At 61.6% G+C, this 23,275-nt stretch carries 19 protein-coding genes; 4 read left to right on the top strand and 15 right to left on the bottom strand.

Annotation, left to right across the window (positions count from 1 at the left end; translation table 11 throughout):
• Positions 1–204: 204 nt before the first annotated feature.
• Genes GSF27_RS11340 through GSF27_RS11325 form a run of 4 tightly spaced genes read right to left on the bottom strand, consistent with a single transcriptional unit; the run spans position 205 to position 3,728 of the window.
• Positions 205–1,194 carry a BtrH N-terminal domain-containing protein gene (locus GSF27_RS11340; protein WP_160969089.1) on the bottom strand — a complete coding sequence of 330 codons (990 nt, stop codon included), beginning with the start codon at positions 1,192–1,194 and terminating at the stop codon, positions 205–207.
• Positions 1,191–1,616, bottom strand: coding sequence for a hypothetical protein (locus GSF27_RS11335; RefSeq protein ID WP_160969087.1), 426 nt, complete (start codon positions 1,614–1,616; stop codon positions 1,191–1,193). The genes GSF27_RS11340 and GSF27_RS11335 overlap by 4 nt, the downstream gene beginning before the upstream one ends.
• Before the next feature lie 3 nt (positions 1,617–1,619).
• Entirely contained in the window at positions 1,620–2,777 is a 1,158-nt protein-coding gene (locus GSF27_RS11330; protein ID WP_160969085.1) for a beta-ketoacyl-ACP synthase III, read from the bottom strand.
• A 24-nt stretch (positions 2,778–2,801) separates the two neighbouring features.
• The gene (locus tag GSF27_RS11325; RefSeq protein ID WP_160969082.1) at positions 2,802–3,728 is read right to left on the bottom strand and encodes a dialkylrecorsinol condensing enzyme; all 927 of its coding nucleotides are present in this window, start codon (positions 3,726–3,728) and stop codon (positions 2,802–2,804) included.
• A gap of 312 nt (positions 3,729–4,040) precedes the next feature.
• Here GSF27_RS11325 and GSF27_RS11320 point away from each other — a divergent pair, with 312 nt between their 5' ends.
• Positions 4,041–4,691: a hypothetical protein gene (locus tag GSF27_RS11320; protein WP_160969080.1), complete on the top strand. Its 651-nt coding sequence runs from the start codon at positions 4,041–4,043 to the stop codon at positions 4,689–4,691.
• Positions 4,692–4,735: 44 nt separating this feature from the next.
• On the opposite strand, the gene GSF27_RS11315 is transcribed toward GSF27_RS11320, so the two are convergent.
• From GSF27_RS11315 to GSF27_RS11300, 4 genes are all read right to left on the bottom strand, one after another.
• Positions 4,736–5,014: a hypothetical protein gene (locus tag GSF27_RS11315; RefSeq protein ID WP_160969069.1), complete on the bottom strand. Its 279-nt coding sequence runs from the start codon at positions 5,012–5,014 to the stop codon at positions 4,736–4,738.
• 134 nt (positions 5,015–5,148) lie between these two features.
• Complete coding sequence (locus GSF27_RS11310; protein ID WP_160969067.1) at positions 5,149–6,627, bottom strand: sulfatase; 1,479 nt, start codon at positions 6,625–6,627, stop codon at positions 5,149–5,151.
• Positions 6,628–6,668: 41 nt separating this feature from the next.
• Positions 6,669–9,110: a glycoside hydrolase family 3 C-terminal domain-containing protein gene (locus GSF27_RS11305; protein WP_160969065.1), complete on the bottom strand. Its 2,442-nt coding sequence runs from the start codon at positions 9,108–9,110 to the stop codon at positions 6,669–6,671.
• Positions 9,111–9,209: 99 nt separating this feature from the next.
• Positions 9,210–11,396 (bottom strand): hypothetical protein, encoded by a 2,187-nt coding sequence (locus tag GSF27_RS11300; RefSeq protein ID WP_202410407.1) that lies wholly within the window; start codon positions 11,394–11,396, stop codon positions 9,210–9,212.
• Between the two features lie 216 nt (positions 11,397–11,612).
• On the opposite strand from GSF27_RS11300, the gene GSF27_RS11295 reads away from it, so the two are divergent.
• Both GSF27_RS11295 and dmeF read left to right on the top strand, forming a co-directional pair.
• Positions 11,613–12,623, top strand: coding sequence for a LacI family DNA-binding transcriptional regulator (locus GSF27_RS11295; RefSeq protein ID WP_160969063.1), 1,011 nt, complete (start codon positions 11,613–11,615; stop codon positions 12,621–12,623).
• A 118-nt stretch (positions 12,624–12,741) separates the two neighbouring features.
• Positions 12,742–13,746 (top strand): CDF family Co(II)/Ni(II) efflux transporter DmeF, encoded by a 1,005-nt coding sequence (gene dmeF, locus GSF27_RS11290; RefSeq protein ID WP_160969061.1) that lies wholly within the window; start codon positions 12,742–12,744, stop codon positions 13,744–13,746.
• A gap of 16 nt (positions 13,747–13,762) precedes the next feature.
• Here the strand turns inward: dmeF and GSF27_RS11285 are convergent, their stop codons facing one another.
• Positions 13,763–14,167, bottom strand: a complete 405-nt coding sequence (locus GSF27_RS11285; RefSeq protein WP_160969050.1) for a nuclear transport factor 2 family protein — start codon at positions 14,165–14,167, stop codon at positions 13,763–13,765.
• Positions 14,164–15,552, bottom strand: coding sequence for an MFS transporter (locus tag GSF27_RS11280; RefSeq protein ID WP_160969048.1), 1,389 nt, complete (start codon positions 15,550–15,552; stop codon positions 14,164–14,166). The genes GSF27_RS11285 and GSF27_RS11280 overlap by 4 nt, the downstream gene beginning before the upstream one ends.
• A 275-nt stretch (positions 15,553–15,827) precedes the next feature.
• On the opposite strand from GSF27_RS11280, the gene GSF27_RS11275 reads away from it, so the two are divergent.
• Positions 15,828–16,304, top strand: a complete 477-nt coding sequence (locus GSF27_RS11275) for a hypothetical protein (RefSeq protein ID WP_160969046.1) — start codon at positions 15,828–15,830, stop codon at positions 16,302–16,304.
• Positions 16,305–16,383: 79 nt separating this feature from the next.
• On the opposite strand, the gene GSF27_RS11270 is transcribed toward GSF27_RS11275, so the two are convergent.
• From GSF27_RS11270 to GSF27_RS11250, 5 genes are all read right to left on the bottom strand, one after another.
• Positions 16,384–18,111 carry a class I adenylate-forming enzyme family protein gene (locus GSF27_RS11270; RefSeq protein ID WP_160969044.1) on the bottom strand — a complete coding sequence of 576 codons (1,728 nt, stop codon included), beginning with the start codon at positions 18,109–18,111 and terminating at the stop codon, positions 16,384–16,386.
• A gap of 85 nt (positions 18,112–18,196) precedes the next feature.
• Complete coding sequence (locus GSF27_RS11265; RefSeq protein WP_160969042.1) at positions 18,197–19,378, bottom strand: MaoC family dehydratase N-terminal domain-containing protein; 1,182 nt, start codon at positions 19,376–19,378, stop codon at positions 18,197–18,199.
• A gap of 297 nt (positions 19,379–19,675) precedes the next feature.
• Positions 19,676–20,665 carry an MDR family oxidoreductase gene (locus tag GSF27_RS11260; RefSeq protein ID WP_160969040.1) on the bottom strand — a complete coding sequence of 330 codons (990 nt, stop codon included), beginning with the start codon at positions 20,663–20,665 and terminating at the stop codon, positions 19,676–19,678.
• A gap of 278 nt (positions 20,666–20,943) precedes the next feature.
• A complete protein-coding gene (locus GSF27_RS11255) occupies positions 20,944–21,990 on the bottom strand; it encodes an acyl-CoA dehydrogenase family protein (RefSeq protein WP_160969038.1) in 1,047 nt (348 codons plus the stop codon).
• Entirely contained in the window at positions 21,987–23,189 is a 1,203-nt protein-coding gene (locus GSF27_RS11250; RefSeq protein ID WP_160969036.1) for an acyl-CoA dehydrogenase family protein, read from the bottom strand. Before GSF27_RS11250 ends, GSF27_RS11255 begins: the two co-directional genes overlap by 4 nt.
• Positions 23,190–23,275: the final 86 nt, after the last annotated feature.

The following is a 23,275-nucleotide window of genomic DNA, read 5'->3' as shown; positions in this document are numbered from 1 at the left end:
CCCCCGCAGACAGGCCGGAGAGAGGGGAGTCAGCTGGTGCCTTTTACCAGCTGACCAGCGAACCGGGTCGCCGTTTTCTTTTGGTTACTTTTCTTTTGGGCGACAGCAAAAGAAAAGTAACTCGCCCAGCAGGGCGAAACAGGCAGCCCAAATTCACAACATAAATCAGAAAGAGCGCCAGACAAAAAAGCACCACACAGAAGATCACCCAATCGCCTTCCGCAAGTCCCGATACCCCCGTTCCTCCATCGCCGCCACCTGCCGCAACTGCTCCGCCAGTTTGTGGTAATCCAGCTCCATCCGCCCCTTCAGCATCTTCGCTGCATAGAGCGCAAAGCGTCGCCACTCATCCCCGGCGTCGGTAAACAGGTCCGCAGCAACCTGCAGGCGTTCGTTCTGCAACAGCTCCGCTGACTCCTGCAGGAAGGAGGCGAACAGGAAGCGGAAGCCGGCACCGCCGGTACCGATCTCCTCCTGCATGCGCACCATGTGGCCGAGGATCAGCTGTTGCTGGTGGTCACCGGCAGGGTCAAAGCCCTCCAGCTTGCGGGCCACGTAGTTGATACCGCGCACGCCGATAAAGGGCAGCGGGGTCTCCAGCATCAGCTTCGAGGTGCGGCCGATGGCGGCCGGGATAACCCGCGGATAATCCACCGCCGCCGGCATCTTCTCGGGATAGTAGATCAGTCCCTTGGGGGCCAGCATGCCTTTGACGAAGCGGGCACGCTGCAGCGAGGGACCGTCGGCACGCACCGGGTGCTCGAAGGTGGGATCGCTGATGAGGTAATCCTCGCCATCGCGACCATAGGCCACCAGGTTGTGGGCGTTGAAGTGGAAACGCATGTTTTCCGGAAAGTAGGGCAGCCAGTAGACCGAGGTCTGTAAGCCCACCGGGCGAGCCTGGGCCAGGTGCTGGTCCAATACCGCCATGCCCTGTTCCGGGCGGCGGAAGCGCTGGAAGCGGAAGTTGATGCCCACCCGTTTACTGAGGCCACGGATAATCATGCCCGGCGGCATGCGATAGGCGAGCATGGGCATACCGCCGATCTTCAGCAGCGGGATGTAGGCGTAGGTGAGAGCGGCCGAGAGGCCAAACACCATAGGTTCAGACAGCGGTAAACCGTGGTGGCGCAGCAGTGAGGAGACCGCGCCGCTTTCACAGTGGGCGGTCTGGCGGTGTTCAAAACTGGTCATGACTGGGGCAAATCCGGTGTGGGAGGGGGCGGCAGGGAAGCCAATTCGGTGGCACTCAACTGCAGGGCCTGCTCATAGCGCTGCAGCTTGCGCACAGACAGTTTGCTGAATACCTGCGGCCGCAGGTGACGGCGCACCTGCCATTTGAAAAAGCCGGTGCTCTGCGCCAGCAGGGTGACGTCCATACGGCGGCTGTACATGTGGTACTCCAGCGCGGCGGACTCGCCCCGCTCCACCCTTGCCCGGGCGGCGGCACAGGCGCGACTGTATTCATCCAGCGCCTGCTGCAGCACGATCTCCTCGGCATCCCAACCACTGGAAGCGACGGTGGTGTAGCGGCCGCTGGCATCGCGGGCGTAAAGGGCTTTGCGCTCACCGCCGAGACCGGGGGCCTGGTCCTGTGGCACCTCGTTCTCTTTCATGGCTTACTCTCCCGCCGTCTCGGGGCCGCACACCTGCAGCAACATAAACGACGACGAGAAGCGGCCGCTCTCCGGTACGTAACAGAGGATACGCTCACCCACCTGCAGGCGGCCGCTCTTCAGCAGCTCATCCAGCATGATGTAGATGGAGGCCGACCCGGTGTTGCCGCAGCGGCTGAGGTTGGTAAACCAGCGCTCGAAGGGAATCTCACAGCCGGCGGTTTTCATGCCGTCGTAAAGGCGCTGACGGAAGTATTCGGATGAGTAGTGGGGGACAAAGTAGTCCACCTGCTCCGCCCGCAGCTGCCGCGCCTCAATCACCTCGGGCAACAGGCGCTCCACGGTCAGCGGCACGATATTGGGGTTGAGCAGTTTCACATCCTGCTTGATGGCAAACACCGACTCATCCAGCCAGGTCTGCGGCGCCATCTCTTTCCAGCCCTGCAGCGAACCGTCCTCACACTTGATGGCACCGGCGTACATACAGGCGTCCAGCTGATCGGCGTAGGAGCGCACATCAATCCACTCAATGCGCAGGGACAGGCCATCCGCTGCCGGTTGCGGTGCCAGGCGCATGGCACCGGCGCCGTCAGAGAGCATCCAGCGCAGGAAGTCCTTCTCGAACACCAGCTCCGGCTGTTTCTCCAGCGCCTCCACCCGGGCCTCCACTTCAGGCTCAAACAGGTGGCCCCGCAGCACCGCCGAGGCCACCTCGGAACCGGTTGCCACAGCCCGCTCGCACTGACCGGAAGCCACCGCCATCCAGGCGTACTTGAGGGCGGTCATACCCGCCAGGCAGACGCCACTGGTGGCCACCACCTCACAGGAGGGCAGCCCCAGTTCGCCCTGCACCATCACCGCGTGATTGGGCATCAGCTGGTCTGCCAGGCTGGTGCCACAGGCCAGGCAACCGACAGCATCGGCTTCCGGCGGCAGGCCGCGGATGGCCTCAGCGGTGAGTTGGGCGTTGTTGTGGGTGGGCAGGCCAGTGGCCGGGTCGATGGCGTAGTAGCGGGTCTGAATCCCATTGCTGCGCAACACCACCGAGCGCGCCCGGGAGGGTTTGTTGCCTGCCTGTCCCAGCACCGATTCCATCTGGTCATTGGTGACCGGGGCATTGGGCAGGGCCGCAGCAGTGGCTGTGATATAAACGGATCTCATCGGCTGTCCATGCTCTTGCAGAGCTTACTCTTCACCGGATGGCGCGCTGTAATAGGCCCGCTGGGCAGCTATGCGCTCGCGGGCGAAGGGCGCCACCAGTTTTTTAATCAACATACTCAGCGGAATCACGGTCGCAATCAGCGTCACCAGAAAAACCGCGTAAAACGCCAGCACCGGTTTGCGCTGCCAGCTGCGGGATGGCCCCAGCGCGCGCAACAGCCGCCCCCAGATACGGAAGGCCCGCTGACCGGCTTTTTCGCTGGACACCAGCGCCGGGTCGATGCGTACCGCCTGCAAGCCCCGTAACAGGTCTTCCTGCAAAGGCAGATCGCCCTGCAGGCGTTCACGAATCCGTTCACCAAAACGGCTGCAGGCTGTAATGCGTTCCGGCGCCACACCGGCTCGTGGTACCAGGCCACCGAAAAACGGCCCCTTGCGCCCCGTCGTCACCCACAGGGGCGTGGCAAAGAAGCTCAGCAGGCTACCGGCCTCATCGGTCAGGGCCACATTACCTACCAGTTTGGCCCCCAACTGCTGCAGGCGCGCCTTGACCCGCTCCTGCGCCATCAGCCACATATCGCGGCAGGCGATCAGGGTGACCACCGGCGTATCACGCAGCAGTTTGGTCGCCAGTTCACTCTGCAAAAAGGCGGTAACCGGCAGCGAGGGTGACAGGAACCACACCTGATAGGCGAGGATGATCAGGTCAAACTGTTCGTCACCTTTAAGAGCAGAAGGCTGCAGCGGCGGCGGGTCGTCATAGACCGCCTCGGGGAACACATCCAGGAAACGCAGGAATGGCCACGGAAAAGGGAAAGGCTCAACAGGACGCAGGACTTCGAAGGTGACCTCGACGGTATCAGACGCCTGCAGTGGCGCCACAAAGGCCTTAACGGCTTCGTTCAGCTGCCCCGTCTGGGAAAAGTGAATGACCAGGATCTTTTTTTTCACGTTCTCAATCCCCGGAAGCGCCCGGCGGTTTACAGGGCCGCGTCCGGTGTACCCCGGTGTATCGCCTTCCCCCCAATTGCCCCCGCGAAACCTGTAATCCCCGGCTCCACAGTGACCTTCATCACACTGTCATAAAGGGGCGGACTATAGCATAGGCGTCTGTTAAGCTGAATCGCTTCGCCCCGCCCGCAGACCATTCCGGACTCCCTCCGACACATGCCTGACATCGCTCCACAGTCTCTCTTAATCCCCGGAAACCACCCTGCCCTGGCCGGTCATTTTCCGGGGCAACCTGTGGTTCCGGGCGCGCTGTTGCTGGACTTACTGCTTGGCGGCGAAGCTCCGGGCGACATCGACAGTTTGCAGCGCGTACGGTTTTCGGGGGTGGTACAAGCGGGGCAGCCGCTGCAGGTCAACTGGCAGGCCAGGGGGCAGGACTGGCGCTTTAGTTTGAGTCAGTCCGGGAGAGAAGTGTGCCGGGGTAATGCCACCGGTAATGCTACAGCGGCCCCGGATGCAGTGGTCCCTGCTGAAGACGTTGCTGCCACGCCTCCATTCACCGATGCCGGCGGCTGCTATGCCATGCTGCCCCACAGCGGCAACATGTGCCTGCTGCAGGGTATCGCCAGCGACGGCGACCTGCGGAGTTGGGGAGAAGCGGTGATCACCGCCGACAATCCCCTGCTGCGCGGCGACCAATTGTCTGCCTGGTGTGGACTGGAATACGCCGCCCAGTTGCTGGCATGCCATGGCGCCCTGCAACAAGGCGGGTTAAGAAAGGCCCATATCGTCATGCTGCGGACACTGCACTGCCACCGCAACGCGCTGCCGGTCGGCTCACAACTGCAGGCGAAAATTGCCATCATCAGTCAGCAGGACGATGCCCTCAGCGCCGGCTTTGTGGTTCGCGAAAATGCCGGAACAGCACTCTGCAGCGGCGAACTGACCGCGGTATTTGCCTGATTGCAGCAGCGGTGTGCTGCCTGCACAAGCCGCGGTGCCAAGCCTTACCTGTTACCCCAGATTTTGGCCACAGCCCGGTCAGAACCCAGCCCGCCAACCACTACACAGACCAGCGCCACGACAAAAAACACAACCACAGGCAGCGCACCTGACAGCTGGCCGGCCATGATGGCGGCCACCAGGCCGCCGACGGACAACACCAGGAACAGGCAGCCCACCGCCACCAGAATGGTGCGGTGGGATTTTTTGTAGGAGAACGCGCCTTCGCCCGCTTCAAAGGGACGCAGAATGGGCGCAAACAGTTTTCTCAGTAACTCTTTCACTATTACCTCAGTACCATGACAACGGCAGTGACACCGGCAGCCGGGGATCTGTCATCCCGGGGCCAATGGCCGAACGATGGCTACATTGCCACTCATTGGCGCGGTGTTCAATGACAAGAGCCGATGGCCAGTGGCTACAGCGACGACTCCCCGCCACTGACCAGTGTCTTCAACGCCTGCCGTTTGATCAGGAAAGCCGCCCGCAGTCGTTTCAGCTCCTGCGGATAACGGTCAGAGACATCGTAGGTTTCTGCCGGGTCTGCCTGCAGGTCAAACAGAAACTCCTTTTGCGGCGTCGGGAACGCCATGCCCATCTCATCCTGGCCATAGGCAATAGGCAGGGCCGCACGGTATTTAAAACGCTGGTCGCGCACGGCAAACAGGGTTTCGCCGTCCACCAGATAGAGGTAGTCGTGGGGCGAGCCCGCTGCAGCGGTGAGTGTGGCGCGCAGGCTGCGACCATCCAGTGAGCGATCATCCGGCAGAGGCAAATCCAGGATATCCAGCAGTGTCGGCATCAGGTCGGTGCCCATAGCCATGGCATCACTGACCTGTCCCGGCGCGATGGCGGCCGGCCAGTGGGCGATAAACGGCACCCGCATACCGCCATCGAAAGTGCTGCCCTTGCGGCTGCGCAAACCGCCGGTATTGCCCTGAAACCAGGGACCATTATCAGAGCTGATAATGATCAGGGTGTTGTCCAGTTTGCCGCTCATCTCCAGCGACGCCACCAGGTCACCAATGCCCTCGTCCAGCTCTTCCACCACATCGCCGAACTTGCCAGCCGCGGATTGCCCCAGTCTCTGCTCACCAGCGTGCAGCGGGTCATGGGGGAAGTTGTGAGCGAGGTAGAGAAAGAACGGCTTGTCACCGGCCGCGTTGATAAAACCCAGCACCTCCTCGTTGTAACGCTGCGACAACTGACGCTGGTCCACGGGTGCCGCGATGGCCACCTGTTGATTGCGGTACAGCTCAAATGGCGTCATGTCGTTGCTGTAGTGTGAACCAAAAAAGCTGTCGAAACCGAAATCGTTGGGCAGCGAGGGTGAACGGTCACCCAGGTGCCACTTGCCCACCATGCCGGTGTGGTAGCCCGCCGCCGACAATACCTCGGGCAGGGTAATTTCCCCGACAGGCAGGCGCACATTGCGGGCGGGATTCATCACCCTGAAGAACAGTCGATCCAGCCAACCGTCCGATGGAAAAACCACATAAGGCAGACCGGCGCGCAGCGGCAGACGCCCGGTGAGAAAGCCGGCGCGGGACGGTGTGCAGACCGACGCCGGCGAATAGAAGTTGGTAAGGCTGATGCCTTCCGCTGCCAGGCGGTTAATGTTCGGGGTTGCAATCGGTGACGGCTGTGGTGCACCAGCGCCGATATCGCCGTAGCCCATATCGTCATAGAGCACAAAAACAATATTGGGCCTGGCTGCAATACCCTGGGCCTGAACTTTCTGCAGGTAAGCAGACTTGCCCGCCAGCAACTCCGGATTATCCTGCTGCGTAAAAGTGGCGATGCGATAGCCCAAAAATAACATCGCGCACAGCAGCAACAGGCCCAGGGTGATAAAAAACCCCGACAGCGATCGGGCCAGGAAAGAAAACAGTTTCATTATTGTTATGTCCGATTGATCTGTTTATGCACCGGGAGGGCTCAACGATAATCCACACTGTCACCGCGCCAGAGGCCTTTCCAGTTGCGGTTCATGATATGAATCATTTTCTGCAGTGCCGTCAGCTTGAAACGCCCCATACTCTGGGTGGCCAGATTGCGCAGCGGCATCTCCTCAAGAATGGCGTGCAGCATGCGCGTCTCCGCTTCACTCAACTTGCCCACGTGTTTGGCGGTCATTTTCAGCATCATTTTGAACAGCAGGCCGCCCAACAAGGTGTGCTTCACTTCGCCGATGGTGGAGTTGAAATGGAAGGGTGTGGCCGCGATCGGGCGCGGCAGTTCACGTCCCAGCAGCACTTCAAAGGCCGCATCATTGAAGTCGCCGCCGGCAGGATCAAAATATGGAGCCAGGCGCGGGTCCCGGGGCAAGCGCGCCACATCGCCCTGCAGGGTGATGGTCTGCTGCAGGCGAATATCCGCTACCGATGCGCCGACAAAGAGTGTGAAATCATCAGACTCCACCAGCCAGGCCTGCCTCTCCGTCGACCACCAGGCAAAGGCGCGGCGGTCCAGTGTCAGCTCAACCGTTTGCGACTCGCCAGGTCGCAACAAGACTTTGCCGAAGGCCTTCAACTCCTTCAGTGGTCGCGGTGCCCCACTGGCGGCCTGGCCCACATACAATTGCGCCACCTCGGCGCCGGTACGATCACCGAGGTTGGTGATGGTAAAGCTGACGGTGATCCGTTCTTCACCCTGCATCGTGCAGTGCAGCGCCTGCCCCACAGCCAGCTCGCCATTGATGCAGAGCGCCGAATAGTCGAAGCGGGTGTAGGAGAGGCCGTGACCAAACGGGTAGCGCACCGGCTGCCCCACCGTATCGAAGTAACGGTATCCCACCCACAGACCTTCGCGGTATTGGCTCAGCCGCGGCTCACCCGGGAACCAGGCGTCCGAGGGGGCATCCGCGCAGCGCAAAGGGAATGTCTCCGCCAGTTTGCCGCTGGGATTCGCCAGACCGAACAGCACTTTTGCCAGCGCCGAGGCACCGGCCTGTCCGCCCAGATAGGCCTCCAGTATGGCCGGCACCTTATCGGCGAAGGGCAGGTCCACCGGAGCGCCGTTCTGCAGGACTACCACCAGTTTGTGGTAGACCGGCGCCAGCGCCTCCACCAGCGCCAGCTGTGCGGTTGGCAGTGACAGGTGGGGGCGATCGTAGCCCTCGGATTCGTATTCCGGGGTGAGGCCGATAAACAGCACCACTTTTTCGGCAGCGCGGGCGACGTCAAGCGCCTCCTCGAACATCCCGGCAGTGGGCTCACCCGTCAGGGGATAGCCGGCGGCATAAGTCAGTCGCGCTGACGACCCGAGCAGCGCCAGACACTCATCCCAGGGCTGTTCAACACGGGTCGGGGTCACTTTGGAGCTGCCGGCACCCTGATAGCGGGTCTCTTTGGCCAGCGCGCCGATCACCGCCACCGACGCGCCCTGAGGCAGGGGCAACAGGTCATCGCGGTTCTGCAACAGCACGCAGGCCTCTTCCGCTGCCCTTGCCGCCAGCCGGTGGTGCTCCTCCATCGTGAAAGCCGGCGCCGGCTGCTGCAGTGCCGGTTTGGCCTTGAGGATCAACTCCAGTACCGGGGCCAGAGCCTGGTCCAGCTGCGCGTCGCTGAGGGAGCCATCTGCCAGTGCTGCCAGGATGCGCTCTGTGTGGATGGTGCCGCTGGAGGGCATCTCCAGGTTCATGCCCGCCTTCAGGGATTCGATACGATCATTGGTAGCGCCCCAGTCGGACACCACCATGCCCTCGAAGCCCCACTCATCCCGCAGGATATCGGTCAGCAGGGTCTGGCTGTCCGAGAGGTAGCTGCCGTTCACCTTGTTGTAGGAGCACATGATGCTCCAGGGCTGCACCTCCTTAACCAGGATTTCATAGGCCAGCAGGTAGAGCTCGCGCAAGGTGCGCTCGTCCACCACCGCATCCACCACCATGCGGTTGGATTCGTGGTTGTTGGCGGCGAAATGTTTGGGGCAGGTGCCCACCCCCTGGCTCTGCACGCCCGCCACCCAGGCAGACGCCAGCTGCCCGGTGAGCAGCGGATCTTCGGAGTAGTACTCGAAATTCCGGCCACCGCGGGGATTGCGTTTGGTATCCACCCCGGGCCCCAGGATCACACTCACCTGCTCCTTGCGACACTCGCGGCCGATGGCCTCGCCCACCGAGCGGAGCAGCTCCGGGCTCCAGCTGCAGGCGAGGCCGGCGGCGCTGGGGAAACAGGTGGCCGGCAGGGCGTCGAGGATACCGAGGTTGTCGGAGGAGGTGTCCTGCTTGCGCAGGCCATTGGGCCCGTCGGTCACCATGATGGCAGGCAAACCCAGGCGCTCGCTGGACTTCAGGTGCCAGAACCCCTCTCCACAACAGAAGGCGGCTTTCTCCTCACGGGTCATCTGCTCGAGCAGGGCGGTCACTGCCGGGTTGGTCATGGACGGGCTTTCCTCACAGAAACAAACTTACTTAGACAAAACTTTCACAAACAAAAAAAGCCGCGACAGATCACTCTGTCGCGGCTGCTTTGGGCAGGGTTACTTAACGACGACGCGCACCCGTCCCAGGTTGCCGATCTGGGCATAGGGACTGTCGGCCTCGCCGCTGCGGCTGGAGGTAGCGCGCAGTACCGGGAACCAGGTGCCGGACTGCTCGAAACGGTGCTTGAGCTTGACGGTTACCTTGCCGTTTTTCACTTTCAGGTCCGACGGGTCAACCCTGGTTGCGAACTCGCCACTGCCATCCAGGTCCCAGGCCGCCGCTGAAACGGTGCCTGTGCCCGGCGGCACTTCAATCACCGCCTTCAGGGTGACTTTCTTGCCCGCCTTGATCTCGGCACGCTCAGCGCCATTGGCAGTCACCTTCACGACCGGCTGGATACCGTGGCGCTCAGCAGCCGTCTCCGGCACGATCACCTGGCCTTCCACCACGCGATAGCTGGTGTTGGCCGGTGGCTCAATACCCTCTTCCACCCAGGCCGCGAGGTCACGCAGCGCCTGCTGCAGGGTGCCCAGGTAGCTGACCGCCTGGGTCGGGTCATCCTGTTGGGTGTGGTCGCCATGCAGTGCACGATCGGTCATCCACAGGCGGAAGCGGTTATCGATGTCGCCACCCAGGTGCTCTTCGACCCTCGCACGGTACCAGTCCGCCTGCCACGGGAAAGCCTCACGGTCCCAGAGGGACTCCAGCAGGATCATCTTGCCGTCAAACTTGCCGGTGGGTACGGTGCCTGCAGCTCCGCGGGTAAAGATGGGACCCAGCAGCATGGGACGCTGTGGGTAGATGGGCTCACCCTTGTCGTTGCGGAACTGATCCCAGACGGAATACTCCTTACCGGGCACCTGATGGCGGTGGTAGGTCTGCAGGGCGAGGAAGTCGCTGTTGTCCAGGCGCACTTCGTCACCGGGCTGCAACTGCTGCAGGACCTTGGGGTCGGCCATGCCGAAGATTGCCAGGTCACCCTGCAGGGCACGCACGGTCAGCACCTTGCCCTTGGCAGCGCCACTGAGGATCACCAGGTCACCGCCCAGGAAGCCTACCTCACGGGGGGCCTTGCCCAACTGTATGGCCACCGGGGTGCCAGCGCCCTTCTCTTCCATGGCCTGCCAAGCCTTGTCAGCCGTGCCCTTGTCACCCTTGGAGCGCTCCAGCGCAGCCTTGGCCTGCTCTTTCTGTTTGGCCTCTTCAGCCTTGCTGGCGCCGGCCTGGTGGCCGAGATCGATACCCATGCTGTAGAGGTCGGCTCCACTCAGCACCTGCTTGATGGTGTCCTGATGCTGCAGGCGGGCCTCCAGCAGGGACTTGGGTGGTTTGAAACCGAGGTAGCCGGGCTTGCTCCAGAAATCGCTAAAGTAGGAAGGATCCATCGCCTTGACCGGCGGGTAGAGCACGGTAAAAGCGTGTACGCCCATGGTCTCCCAGGCGTACCAGGAACCAGGGGGGAAGCCCATGCCGGTCACTTCACGCAGCGCAGCAGCTTCTTCCTCATTGAGGCCAGCGTACATGTCACCGCTGCCACCGGGCTCGAGGGCGTCGAGGATCTGCGGGAACTTGTCGTGCAGGATGCGCATGGCGTGCATGCGCACCGAGAAGACATTGGGAATGGCCATGGGCGAACCCATCACAAAGGGCACCGCCCCGTCCCAGACACCGCTGGTATTCTCCATGCCGCCAATGGTGCGGTAGGCGCCGCCGCTGCCACCGAAAGCGTAGCCCCAGGGGCGGGCGTCGGTCTCGTAAAACTTCTTCGCCACGTCGCGGGAGTACTGTGCAATGGCCGCATTGGCACGGTAGGCCCCAATGGTACCGTCGATGCCGGAACCGGGCACCGCCATCCCCTCTTTACCACCGCCATTGGACTCTACCAGGTAGGCACCACTGGCAATGGCGAAGCCGATCTTGTCCTCTTCGCCGCTCTTGCCCTGGGAGAGGTTCTCGCTGTCCGGTACCGGCGTGATGTATTGGAAGAAACGCCCCTCATACTGCTCTTTGGGCGGCAGGTAGAGGGAAAACCGCGTATCGGTACCCTCGAAGCCGCCATGGACGTAGCGGTGGCGTACCGGGATATCCCGCCACTCCTGCAGATCGATAAAGGGCTTGGTGAAATGGGGATCCACAGGCGCGGTTGCCGGCGCTGCCGCCAGTGCAGTGTGTGCTGCCACACCGCAAACAGCGCCCAGCAGTGACCGCCCGAGGCGGTGCAGGAGAGTCATCTGAGCAGACATAAACGAGGCCTTCTTTGTCTTTGTAGGTTTAGTCTTTGTAGTTTTAGGCGCCAAACCCGGGGCGGCGCCGCTGGTGACACACGCTAACGCCGTTTGACAGCGCTGTCAAACGGCGTTACAAAGCTTATCACTGCCTGCTCAATGAGGGATTCAGGTGCCGGATCGCCTATAATCCGGCGCACTCCCCACCGCGGACATCAACTGAGAATAGCCCTTTTGAAAACCACCGTGACTCTGGAGGATGTGGCCCGACTGGCTGGCGTCTCCCCCAAAACCGTCTCCCGTGTCATCAATGGCGAGGCGCACGTACGCCCTGCCACCCGTGAGGCGGTCAATCGCGCGGTTAACGAACTGGACTATCGCCCCAACCTGGCAGCACGCTCCCTGGCTGCCTCCAGGAGCCTGCTGATCGGGCTGTTGGGTATGCGCCTGGACGCCAACTTCTTCCGCGCCATGTACTTCAGCGGTGTACGCGCCTGCCGCGCCCGCGGCTACCACCTGATGGCGGAAGAAGTACCCGAGATCACCGCCAGCTCACTGGCGGAACTGGAGGCCTCCCTGCGCCAGGCCCGCTGCGACGGCCTGATCCTGACACAGCTGAGTGATCAGGCACCGGTGCTGGGTATGCTGGAGCGGCTGCAGGTGCCCTATGTGCGCCTGTTGCCGGGGACCGACCCCGGGCGCTCCGATGCCGTCACCAATATTCAGGGCGAGGGGGTGCAACTGCTGGCGGAACACCTGTGGCAGCTGGGACATCGGCGGGTGCTGGTGTCGTCGCTACTGGGCTCGGGACAGAGGGATATGCGGGCAGCACTGCTGGCCAGCGGCTTCCGGGCCGCAGACCTGACCGAAGTGAAGCAGGATTGGCGCGGCCAGACACCGGCCGAAATGGGCCGCCTGCTGGGGGAACAACTGCTCACCATGAACCCCAGACCCACCGCGGTCTGCGCCTACAACGATGAAATTGCCGCTGCACTGATCAGCCACGCCTGGGCCCACGGGCTCAGCATTCCCGCCGACCTGACCGTGGTGGGCTATGACGATGCCGAAATCAGCCGCGTTATGTGGCCCCCCATCACCACCGTGCACCAGCCGTTTGACCAGATGATGAGCGAGGCGGTAAACCTGCTGCTCACCCCCAACAGCGGCGATACACCGCGAACCGTCATCTGCCCGCTGACACTCAAGGTGCGGGAATCCAGCGCGCCGCCACCCGCTGAAGCCTGATCCGGGGCTGGCCGCGATAGCCCACCGCTGGCAAACTGCCACCTGCAAGCCACCCAACAGCCAAACAGCCAAACAGCCAAACATCGCCATTGACCAAACATCGCCACTGAGAAGCAAGATGCATCAACACACCCTGGAGCAACAGCGCCACCACCACAACTTCAGCACCAGTAACAGCAGCGGTGAACAGCGCACCCGCTACGTGCTGTGGCTTACCCTGGTCACCATGGTGATTGAGATTGTGGCAGGCAGTGTCTACGGCTCCATGGCCCTGCTGGCGGATGGCTGGCACATGGGCACCCATGTAGCGGCATTTATGATCACCCTGTTTGCCTACAGCTACGCGCGCAAACACGCCAACAACCCGGCCTACAGTTTTGGCACCGGCAAGGTCAATGTACTGGGGGGCTTTGCCAGTGCCGTGGCACTGGCCATCGTCGCGTTGATGATGCTGCTGGAGTCCACCCAGCGTCTTATCGAACCGCACACCATTCGCTTTAACGAAGCCATCGCGGTGGCGGTGATCGGCCTGCTGGTAAACCTGGTGAGCGCCTGGCTGCTGAAGGATCACCACCATCACGACCACCATGGCCACAGTCACCATCATCATGACCATGACCATGACCATGACCACCATCATGAGCATGACCATGAACACCACAAGGACCACAACCTGCACGCCGCCTACATGCACGTGCTGGCGGATGCCCTGACCTCACTGCTGGCAATTGTGGCGCTGGTGGCGGGCAAGACCCTGGGCTGGAGCTGGCTGGACCCGCTGATGGGTATCGTCGGCGCAGTGATTATCACCCGCTGGGCCTGGGGCCTGATGAAGCAGACCAGCCCCATCCTGCTGGACGCCAGTGTGGATACGGCCCTCAGCGATGCCATTCGCGCAACCATTGAGAGTGACGCCGACAACCGCGTGTCGGATCTGCACGTGTGGCGGGTGAGCGGCAGCCACCACGCCGCCATCATTGCCCTGGTCACCCACCAGCCAAAGCCGGTGGAACACTACCGGGAGCTGTTGATGAAACATCACCAGCTGGCCCACGTCACCATTGAGGTTCAACAGTGCGCCGGTGATCCCTGCGCGCCATCAGCACAACAGGCAGCCAACTGACCCCGGTCCGCCCGGCTTACTGCTGGGCGGCGGCCATCACCTGTTGCAGCAGTGGTGCGATCTTCTCCCGCACCACATCCACATTCATAAACTCCTTCACATGGGCCACCCGGCCGTCGCGAATCGTCATGACGAAGACGTGGTTGTTGGCCGTTTTGTCGCCATTGATCAGGGTGCCGTGGGAGTTGATGACCGCCACGGCGCGATCCTCTTCCGCCGTAATGGACTCAATCTCGTAGCTAATCTGACCATCCACAATGGCGTTGAGGGCACGGATACCGGCCTTAAACCGCGCGGTGTCGGACAAACCGGAGTTCACACTCCAGAAGGTAATGTCATCGCACAGCAGTTCATCACTGATGGTGCCTGTGGCCAGCTGGGTGAAGAAGTCGCGTACCAGCTGGTGGTATGGATGGCTCATGAGGGCTCCTTGATGGGGGGTAACGTCTGGCGGGGTCTGGCGGCGCGCCGCAGCAACAGTACCACGACCACCAGCGGCACAAAAAACACCAGCAACTGCCAGTGCAGCACACTCACACCCGCCGCCGCAGTGACAGGTTGATAGCTGAGCAGTACCAGCGCCGCCAGCGCATTACCGCTGAGGCTGCCGGCCGAACGCACGCTGTTGTAGATACCATTGCCCAGCGCCTTGGAGCTGTCCGGTACGGCGGCCAGAGCCCCCCACTGGCTGATCAGTTGCGACAGGGCGCCGCCAACCCCAAGCGCCATCAGGGCCAACCCGAAGGTCACCTTGTTGAGGGTAAACATCAATAACAACAGGGCACCCAGCACCCCCGCCAGCATCAGCAGCTGTAACAACGCCGGGCCACGCCGGTCGATCCAGCGCCCGGCCATGGGACTGGTCACCAGCATGGTGAGCGACAGGATGGACATGTAGGCCCCCAGCAGACCGCCTTCGATGCCCAGCGAGACGCCAATCCAGGCCGGCAGCATAAAGAACACCCCGAACTGCACCGCCGACACCAGAAACGCCATCAATCCGGCCAGGTGAAAATTGAGGCGGTTAATGGCCGCAAACTGCTCACGGGACCTGCGGGAACGGTGGATCCCCCAGGCCAGGGCCACCACCGCCAGCGCCAACGCCAGCCCGTAAAACCACCACTCGCCACCCTGGATAAAGGCCTGCAGGCCAAACGCCAGCGGCACGAAAGGCACCCCCATAAAACTCATGATGGTGAAGTGGGCCTGTCGCGGCTCATCCCGGGGCAGGTACAGCAGCGCCAGCAGCAGTGCCAGCAGGCCGAAGGGCACGTTGATCCAGAACAGGATGTGCCAATCGAACAGCTGCAGCAACAGGCCACCCAGTGGAAAGCCGGTGGCGGTGCCGGTCACCACCGCCGAGGTCAACACCCCCAGGTAAAAGCCAAACTTCTCTTTCGGCACCACCTGCCCCAGCAGCGCCACGCCGTTGGCCATAATCAGCCCGGAGAACACGGCCTGCAGTACCCGGCACACCAGCAGCGCGTTGAAGCTGCTGACAAAACCCGCCAGCCCGCTGGCCAGGGTAAAGCCCGAAATGCCCACCAGGAAGATATTCCTGCGGCCGAGAAAATCACCCAAGCCGCCCGCCAGCGGCTGCGCCACCGCGGTGGCGGCCATAAAGTACATCACCATGGCCGACAGCCACGAATAGGGAACGTCGAACACCGTTGCCAGATGGGGATAGGCGGTTACCACGAGGGAACTGTTAACGGGATTGAGCACGTAGCCAATGGCGATGGCTATCACCGCCGGCAGGGCGGCGCGGGAGTTGTTGTCGTGTGAGGGCAAAGCTGAAGCGGTCATGGCTACCAGGTCTGAAAAGTGCTACCTGCTGCCGGCAGCCAAAGACGACCAGTATAGCGGGTGTTGTCAGGGATCGGGGTGGCTGCGGGCCGCTTTTCGCGCCTGCGAAACCGCGCCTGCCCCCGCCCAGCTCCTGCTGGAGCAGCAAGACACCCGCCAGGTGATTGGGCAGCGATTGATTTGTGTCAGGGCCGGGTGCGCCCGTTGCGCTAGAGTGGCGTCAGGACAATAACAATCCCTATTACCCCGGCTGGGCCGGCGGAGGTTAGCGGCCTATGGCCAGCGACAACCAGCAGGCTTTGATTGAAGCCACACTGACCCGCACCGCAGAACAGGTGGGCGACATTACGCCGCTGGTTATTCAGCAGCTCTACCACCGCTTCCCTGAGATGGAGGCCAGCTTTAAGCATCACGGCCTCGGTAAGCAACAGCAGCTGGAGGGCGATATGGTGCAGAACGCACTCTACTGCCTGATGGACTGGTATGCGGATCCGGGCAGCATTGAGGTAATGCTCGCCCATTCCGTCCCCCACCACCACTACACCCTCAAGGTGCCACCGCATTGGTACGCCGGCCTGCTGGAGGTTACGGCCGCCGTGGTCGGGGAGAGCATCCCCCCGGAAGCCGGTGCCGAGCAGGCCGCCTGGGAAGCCCTGACGTCACAGCTGCTGCAGGTACTGGAAGAGAGCAGCCAACACACCGATGCCCCCTACTCCGCGGCGCAGATCCAGCCAGCGCAAAGCCTCCATTAACCCCGGAGCCGGAAAAACAAAAGGGTGACAACCGTTCAGCTGTCACCCTTCCGGGGCGGTGCAGTACAAGTCAGGCCACTCAGCTGAGAGCCGCCTTGTTCTCCACACCGAGACGTTCACACGCCAGTTTCCTCAGGTCGCCGGCTTTGACTTTCTCGTTACCGGTGAGCGGGTACTCCTCTTCGGTAAATACCAGCACCTCGCGCGGCACCTTGAAGCTGGCCAGCTGCTCTTTCAGGTAGCTGATGAGTGCCTGCGGGTCCACACTCTGGCCATCAATTGGCACGATACAGGCCACCACGATTTCACTCAGGGTCTCGTGCGGAACACCCACGGTCTGGGTGCGCTTCACGCCCGGGAACTTGGCGATGGCGGTGTCGATCTCCAGCGGCGACACATTGGCACCACCGGTTTTGATCACATCGTTCATGCGGCCTTCCCAGAACAGGTGACCTTCGGCATCGATGTAGCCGCCGTCACCGGTGCGGTAAAAGCCCTCCTCGTCGAAGCACTCTTCCGGGGCCTTGCCCAGGTAGCGCTGCATCAGGGTCGCGCCCTTGATGCACACTTCACCGCGCTCACCCATGGGTACCAGCGCACCGGTTTGCGGATCGATCACCTTGATGGTGTTGCCCGGCAGCAGTTTGCCAAAGTTGCTGCGATCCTTGTTGGCGGCGTCACCGGAGACAAACGAAGTCATGATGGCCATGGTTTCGGTGGTACCGAAAGCGTTGGGCATCTCCCAGTCGGTATTGGCGGTAGGGTGCTCGAGAATGATCTCGCCCTTGGTGACGTTTTTCAGGCTGCTGAAGTCCGCATCGGCCCACAGCGGTGAGGACTGCATACGCGCCCACTGGTGTGGACGGCCGTTCATCAGGCTCACCCGCTCTGCCTTGATCAGCTTCAGGGCTTCGTCGGCATCAAACAGCGGCTGCATGATCAGCGCACCACCGGTGGAGAAGGCGGTACCTACCAGAATGGTCACCGGGCCGGACCAGAAGAAGCCGTTGCCGGTCCAGCAGCGGGCCGGCTCGTCCAGCGCCCACAGGCGCGGCCAGCGCCAGAACTGCACGGCAAAGGCGCGCTGCAGGTGCAGGATACCTTTCGGCAGGCTGGTGGTGCCGGAGGAGAAGAACAGGCCGCCGGTATCCGCCGGCGTCACCAGGTCGGCGCGGGCATCCACCACTGCGGTACTGACATCGGCACCCAGTTTGAGGAAATCCTCCCAGGCTTCAATCCCAGCCACAGAGGCCGCCGGCAGCTCGGCGTCACCGACAGCGGTCACGCCGGCCATGCTCACCATGCGGGTCAGGAAGGGGAATTTGGCGGAGCTGATCTCACCGGCTCGGGCAGATTTAATGGCTGGCTCGATACCGGCAATGATGGCGGTGAAGTCTTTCTTCAGCACCTGGTCTTCGTAGATCAGGATGGAGATACCCGACACACTCAACAGGTGCTCCAGCTCCACCGGGGTGGAAAAGGTACTCAGCGGCACAAACACACCACCGGCCAGCGCGGTACCGAACATCACGCTAAGGAACTCCGAGCGGTTGGTCATCAGCATACCGACGCGGGTGTCTTTGCCCACACCGGCGGCCACCAGAGCCTTGGCCACTTCCAGTGACCTGGCATAAAGATCGTTGTAACTCCAACGCTCAACACCGTCCGCTTTATGCATGACAACCGCTTCGTTATCACCGAAACGCTGTGTCACTTCTTTCAAATATCCGGGAACAGTCAATGCACCCATGCCTGGCTCTTCAGCCAATGGCATAGCACGCACAAGAGAGAGAGATGAATTCGCCATGATTCCAGCACGCATCCTGTAACAGCAGAACACCCCGGGCCCGATCAGGCCCGGCGTCTAACAAACAAGCCCTGTCGCAGAGCTATTATTGGGCCAGCTCGACTTCGGCCGTACCGGTGAGGATGGTTTCGCCGTCCTGAGTGGTCATACGAACCTTCACTTTTACCACCGGGCAACCGAATGAAGACTTCTCAATCTTCTCCACCACTTCACCGTCGATGTAGGTGATATCACCTTCGAAGGCCGGGCTGCGGAACTGGGTGTTGGAGTGCCAGATAAAGCCGTCGTGTCCGGCCCAGTAGGCGATGTAGTCCAGGTGCCAGGCGTTCATGGAGGCGCCGTAGCCGTACATACCACCCATACCGATGTTTTCGGCTTTCTCCAGGTTTACGTGACCACTTGACGGACCGTGGTACAAGCCGTCACCCATACGTGGGTCAACCTTACGAGCTTCGTGATCGTAGGTCATATCTTCAGCGAAACCGGCATCTTCAGTAGCTGGGTCGTACTTGCCCTCAGGCACATTCCAGCGCCAGGAACCCCACATGTTCTGGGTAAAGGCGCGGTACTCGGTAACAAAGGTCACTACTGAGTGAGGACCAATCACCTTACGTGGCAGCTTGTCGCCAACCTGCACATCTTCAAACAGTGGAGTTTTACCTTCACGGTTGGACATCAGCCACTCGTGACGGATCTGGTGAATCTCTTTCAGCTCTTCCTTGGTCCAGCGTCTTGGAGTGGCACGCTCTTTACCGTGCACGGCACGCTTGTTGGCTTCTTCACGCAGGTAGCGGATGGAAGTCGCACGCTCACGGGCAACCAATTGACCGTGCTGGTTGCGGTGCTCGGTGTCACCGCGCTGGAACACGGTAGGTCCGGCAAAGCTGGTCTCTTTCAGGTCATAGCCGTCGAAACGACGCTTCTGGGTCAGCTTGTCACCCGGCTTGATACGGTTACCGTAGAACCACCACTCTTCACCACCGAAGATCAGGTGAGAACCGGGGATTTTACCAACGCCTGCCGGGTGACAGCCGTGACCGTAGTCCATGCATACCGCAAAGGACTGGGGCGCAACAATGCCGCCAAACTTGGAGTTTTTAGCGAACTCCTGATCCCAGTGAATGGGGTTGGGGTTATCCATCGCCATAGCCCAGCGGCGGATGTCGGTAGCGTTACAAGGCTCCCACAGCTCGGCATAGACCACTTCCTGGCCCACCAGGCGGTCCAGATCACTCAGATCAAGTTCTACTTTATTCTCATCGGACATGCGGATTACTCCTCCAGATCAAACCTTGACTGCCATTGCTGGTAACCAGCGAGCGAGCCTGTCGACTCAGACAGCGATGTTGTTATAGCCAGTATGCGGGCTGCAGCAAAACAGGCCCGGACTGTATGGGTAACTGATCAGAAAGGCGCGCAGTGGCGTGCAGGGCAGTGCCCGACCCCGAAGGAGCAGACAGCAGAGGGCAAGAGACTGCGGAGGCACCGGGATGATGCCTCTCACAGTGGCGCAAGCACCGGAACCCGTAAGCGGGCTCCGGCATTGCAGGTGTGGCGGGTGTGATTACTTGTTTACGTCAACCACAACGCGGCCACGAACCTTGCCAGCCAGCAGGTCGGCTGCAACAGGAATGGCTTCAGCCAGGGTCAGCTCGGTGCTGCCACCGATCAGGTCCAGAGTGGCCTGATCCATATCGCGACCCAGACGCTCCCAGGCGGCCATACGTGGACCCTTGGGTGCCATTACACTGTCGATACCCAGCAGGGCAACGCCACGCAGGATGAACGGCATTACGGTGGTGTTGAAGTCAGGACCCTGGGCCAGACCGCAGGCCGCTACCGCGCCGCCGTACTTGGTCTGTGCACAGGCGTTGGCCAGGGTGAAGCTGCCAACGGAGTCGACTACACCAGCCCAGCGTTCTCTCTGCAGGGGCTTACCTTTCTCAGTCAATTCGTTACGGTCAATGATAGCGCTGGCACCGAGGCTCTTCAGGTAATCTTCCTCGGAAGCCTTACCGGTCGCCGCCACAACGGTGTAACCGGCCTTGGTCAGCAGGGCGACAGCGAAGCTGCCCACACCACCGGTGGCACCGGTCACCAGGATCTCGCCCTGGTCAGGAGTCACGCCCTTGTTCACCAGCGCATTCACACACAGTGCTGCGGTGTAGCCGGCTGTACCGATGGCCATGGCCTGACGGGCACTGAACGCGGCAGGCAGACCCACCAGCCAGTCGGCTTTCAGGCGGGCTTTCTGGGACAGACCGCCCCAGTGACCTTCACCAACGCCCCAGCCGTTCAGGACCACACGGTCGCCAACCTTGAACTCGGCGCTGTTGCTCTCGCTCACCACACCGGCCAGGTCGATACCAGGCACCATGGGGAACTTGCGGACCACAGGGGAGCTACCAGTGATGGCCAGGCCATCCTTGTAGTTCAGAGTGGAGTATTCCACGTCGATGGTGACATCACCCTCAGGCAGCTGGGACTCATCCAGCTGAGCAACTTCGACGGTTTGACCGGAATCGTCCTTGTTAATTACGACTGCAGAAAACATACGCACCTTCTCTATTTTCGTGTGAGTTAATGTGAATTCTTCGCAGTGAGGCCCCCTGATCCAGAGAAAGGCCCGACGATTTACCAGACCGCTATCAAACAGTAGTCCAGCATGCTAATTCATCGGGGTTGGGGGAATCTCCTCACTTTATGCGATCTTATCGACATTCCGCGCACGGCAAAACCGGCCGGCAAATACCCCCTCGGGGGCAGCGGCAGGGCCCGCAGGGCGCCTGACGCGGAGGTTCTGAGCCCTTTCGGGCTCATCGCGGCGCTGCCTTAAATCGACAGCTGACGCAGAAAGGCTTCAGCGATATCCGCCTCGTAGCTGCCCTGGCTGCCCAGGTGCTCACTCAGCATAGAACGCTTCAGGTACAGGTGACAGGGATATTCGGACGCCATGCCGATACCGCCGCTCAACTGCAGGCACTCTTCCGCCACCTTGGAGTAGGTAGCACTGGCCAGGTACTTGGCTTTCTTGCCACGGAACACGGCGTCATCACTGCCCAGCTGGCCTTCGATCTTCAGCAGGCTGTCATTGAGCAGCGCTTCTGCCGCCGCAATCTCCACCTTCAGGTCAGCACAGCGGTGCTTGAGCGCCTGGAAGGAGGCCAGCGGACGGGCAAACTGCACGCGATCGGTGAGGTGCACGATGGTCAGCTCCAGCAGCGCGTTGGCACCACCGAGGGAATCCGCCGCCATGGCGAAGTCACGCAGGTTGAGCAGGCGCGCTACCAGCGCTTCGGCTTCCGCACCTTGAGCCAGGGCCACACCGGCGGCGCCGTTGAGGGTGACGTCAAACAGGCGTCGGGTAACATCCCAGCCGGGGCGGGACACGGCTTCAACCGCGGCCTGATCGGCAGCCACCAGTGCCACGCACTGGCTGTCGTTGCTCCACACCAGCAGCTGGCTGGCGTTGTCCGCTGACTGTACCGCCACCAGTTTACCGTTCAGTGTCAGGCTGTCGCCGCTGCCGGAGGCAGTGACATCGGAGCCCGCCAGTGACGCGGTGGCCAGCTCGCCACCCATGGTCAGGCCCGCCAACAGCTCGGCCTTGTTCTCCAGGCCACTCTGTACCAGCGCTTCGATCGCCAGTGCTGCCGGCAGGAAGGGGGCTTCAGAGAGGTTGCGACCCAGCTCACCACTGAGCATGCAGAGGGCGTCGGCACCAAGGCCCAGGCCATCCAGCTCCTCAGGTACCGCAGTCAGCAGCCAGCCCAGTTCAACCAATTGACCCCAGGTGGACTCCTCTTTGGCCGGGGTACCGGCGCCTTCCATTACCTGGCGGGCGGAGTCCTGCAGCTCTTTCAGAAATTCGTTCATCATCTACCTCCTTCCCACTTCCAGCTCTTGGGCTCGCGCGGCATCTTCAGCATGCGCTCGGAGATGATGTTGCGCTGAATTTCGTTACTGCCACCGGCGATGGACCAGTTGTATGAGTTCATAAAGTCGAGCGGCCAGTTACCGGTCTCCTGGGTAGCACCGCGCATAAAGCCGGGGTCGAACATGCCGTCCAGACCGGCGATCTTGCGGCCCAGGGTGGTGTAGGCGCGCAGCGCCTGGGCGTAATAGAGCTTCACCAGGGAGGCGTCACCCACCTGCTCCTGATGGGAAATACGCTTCAGCAGGTACTGGTCAGCCAGTGCGCAGGCGCCATCGACGCGGGCGATCACGTTGCCCAGCTCACGGCGCAACACCGGATCTTCGCTGGTGCCATTGGCTTGCATGGCTTCGGCCAGGAAGGAGAGGGAGTAGCGCATGCGCTGGCTCAGCTCTACCAGGGTCAGGCCACGCTCGGAGGCCAGGGTCGCCTGGGCCACGGCCCAGCCATTGCCCTCTTCGCCCACCAGGTCGTCCACGGAGACTTCCACGTCGTCGAAGAAGATTTCGGCAAACTCGTCGTCACCGGTGATCTGGTGAATCGGCACCACGGAGACACCGGGGGATTTCATGTCCAGCAGCAGGTAGGTCAGGCCAGCCTGGGGCGGACCGGAATTGTCGGTGCGGCACAGCAGCAGGCAGCGATCGGCGTACTGGGCCATGGTGGACCAGGTCTTCTGACCGTTGATGATGTACTTGTCGCCACGGCGCTCGGCCTTGGTCTTGAGGGACGCCAGATCGGAACCGGCGTTGGGCTCGGAGAAGCCCTGACACCAGATCTCACCATTGAGGATGCCAGGCAGGTACTTCTCCTGCTGCTCCTTGCTGCCGCACTCCATTAGGGTACAGGCGGCGTGATAGAGAGCCACGAAATAGAGAATCAGACGCGGCGCATCGGCACGGGCCACCTCTTCGTAAATCACCTTCTGCTCGGCGAGGGAGCGACCGCCGCCCGGCCAGCCTTCCGGCCAGTGGGGGGTGGCGTAGCCAGCAGCGGACAGTTTTTTGAACCAGTCGCGCTGGGCTTCGAAAAAGAGTTCCTGATCGACGTTGGTCATGGCCTCACGCCAACCGGCCGGCACATTCTCCTGCAGCCAGGCTCTTACCTCCTGACGCAGCAGGTCAGTACTGTTTTCTGAGCTCATCTGTAAACCTATATCGCTTGATAATTCTGATATCGATACTCGCTGGGAGCCCGGGCAGATCACTGCCGGGTCGATAACGTCTGACC

Source organism: Pseudomaricurvus sp. HS19, from assembly GCF_009857815.1.
In the GTDB taxonomy this organism is placed as follows: Bacteria; Pseudomonadota; Gammaproteobacteria; order Pseudomonadales; family Cellvibrionaceae; genus Pseudomaricurvus.
Note: the sequence above shows the minus strand (reverse complement) of the source record. Positions and strands in the feature narration are given on the sequence as shown.

Excerpts from the sequence above, each read along its gene's own strand:
- GSF27_RS11340 (WP_160969089.1), bottom strand. The coding sequence starts at position 1,194 with ATGACCAGTTTTGAACACCGCCAGACCGCCCACTGTGAAAGCGGCGCG.
- GSF27_RS11335 (WP_160969087.1), bottom strand. The coding sequence starts at position 1,616 with ATGAAAGAGAACGAGGTGCCACAGGACCAGGCCCCCGGTCTCGGCGGT.
- GSF27_RS11330 (WP_160969085.1), bottom strand. The coding sequence starts at position 2,777 with ATGAGATCCGTTTATATCACAGCCACTGCTGCGGCCCTGCCCAATGCC.
- GSF27_RS11310 (WP_160969067.1), bottom strand. The coding sequence starts at position 6,627 with ATGAAACTGTTTTCTTTCCTGGCCCGATCGCTGTCGGGGTTTTTTATC.
- GSF27_RS11305 (WP_160969065.1), bottom strand. The coding sequence starts at position 9,110 with ATGACCAACCCGGCAGTGACCGCCCTGCTCGAGCAGATGACCCGTGAG.
- GSF27_RS11300 (WP_202410407.1), bottom strand. The coding sequence starts at position 11,396 with ATGTCTGCTCAGATGACTCTCCTGCACCGCCTCGGGCGGTCACTGCTG.
- dmeF (WP_160969061.1), top strand. The coding sequence starts at position 12,742 with ATGCATCAACACACCCTGGAGCAACAGCGCCACCACCACAACTTCAGC.
- GSF27_RS11285 (WP_160969050.1), bottom strand. The coding sequence starts at position 14,167 with ATGAGCCATCCATACCACCAGCTGGTACGCGACTTCTTCACCCAGCTG.
- GSF27_RS11280 (WP_160969048.1), bottom strand. The coding sequence starts at position 15,552 with ATGACCGCTTCAGCTTTGCCCTCACACGACAACAACTCCCGCGCCGCC.
- GSF27_RS11275 (WP_160969046.1), top strand. The coding sequence starts at position 15,828 with ATGGCCAGCGACAACCAGCAGGCTTTGATTGAAGCCACACTGACCCGC.
- GSF27_RS11270 (WP_160969044.1), bottom strand. The coding sequence starts at position 18,111 with ATGGCGAATTCATCTCTCTCTCTTGTGCGTGCTATGCCATTGGCTGAA.
- GSF27_RS11265 (WP_160969042.1), bottom strand. The coding sequence starts at position 19,378 with ATGTCCGATGAGAATAAAGTAGAACTTGATCTGAGTGATCTGGACCGC.
- GSF27_RS11260 (WP_160969040.1), bottom strand. The coding sequence starts at position 20,665 with ATGTTTTCTGCAGTCGTAATTAACAAGGACGATTCCGGTCAAACCGTC.
- GSF27_RS11255 (WP_160969038.1), bottom strand. The coding sequence starts at position 21,990 with ATGATGAACGAATTTCTGAAAGAGCTGCAGGACTCCGCCCGCCAGGTA.
- GSF27_RS11250 (WP_160969036.1), bottom strand. The coding sequence starts at position 23,189 with ATGAGCTCAGAAAACAGTACTGACCTGCTGCGTCAGGAGGTAAGAGCC.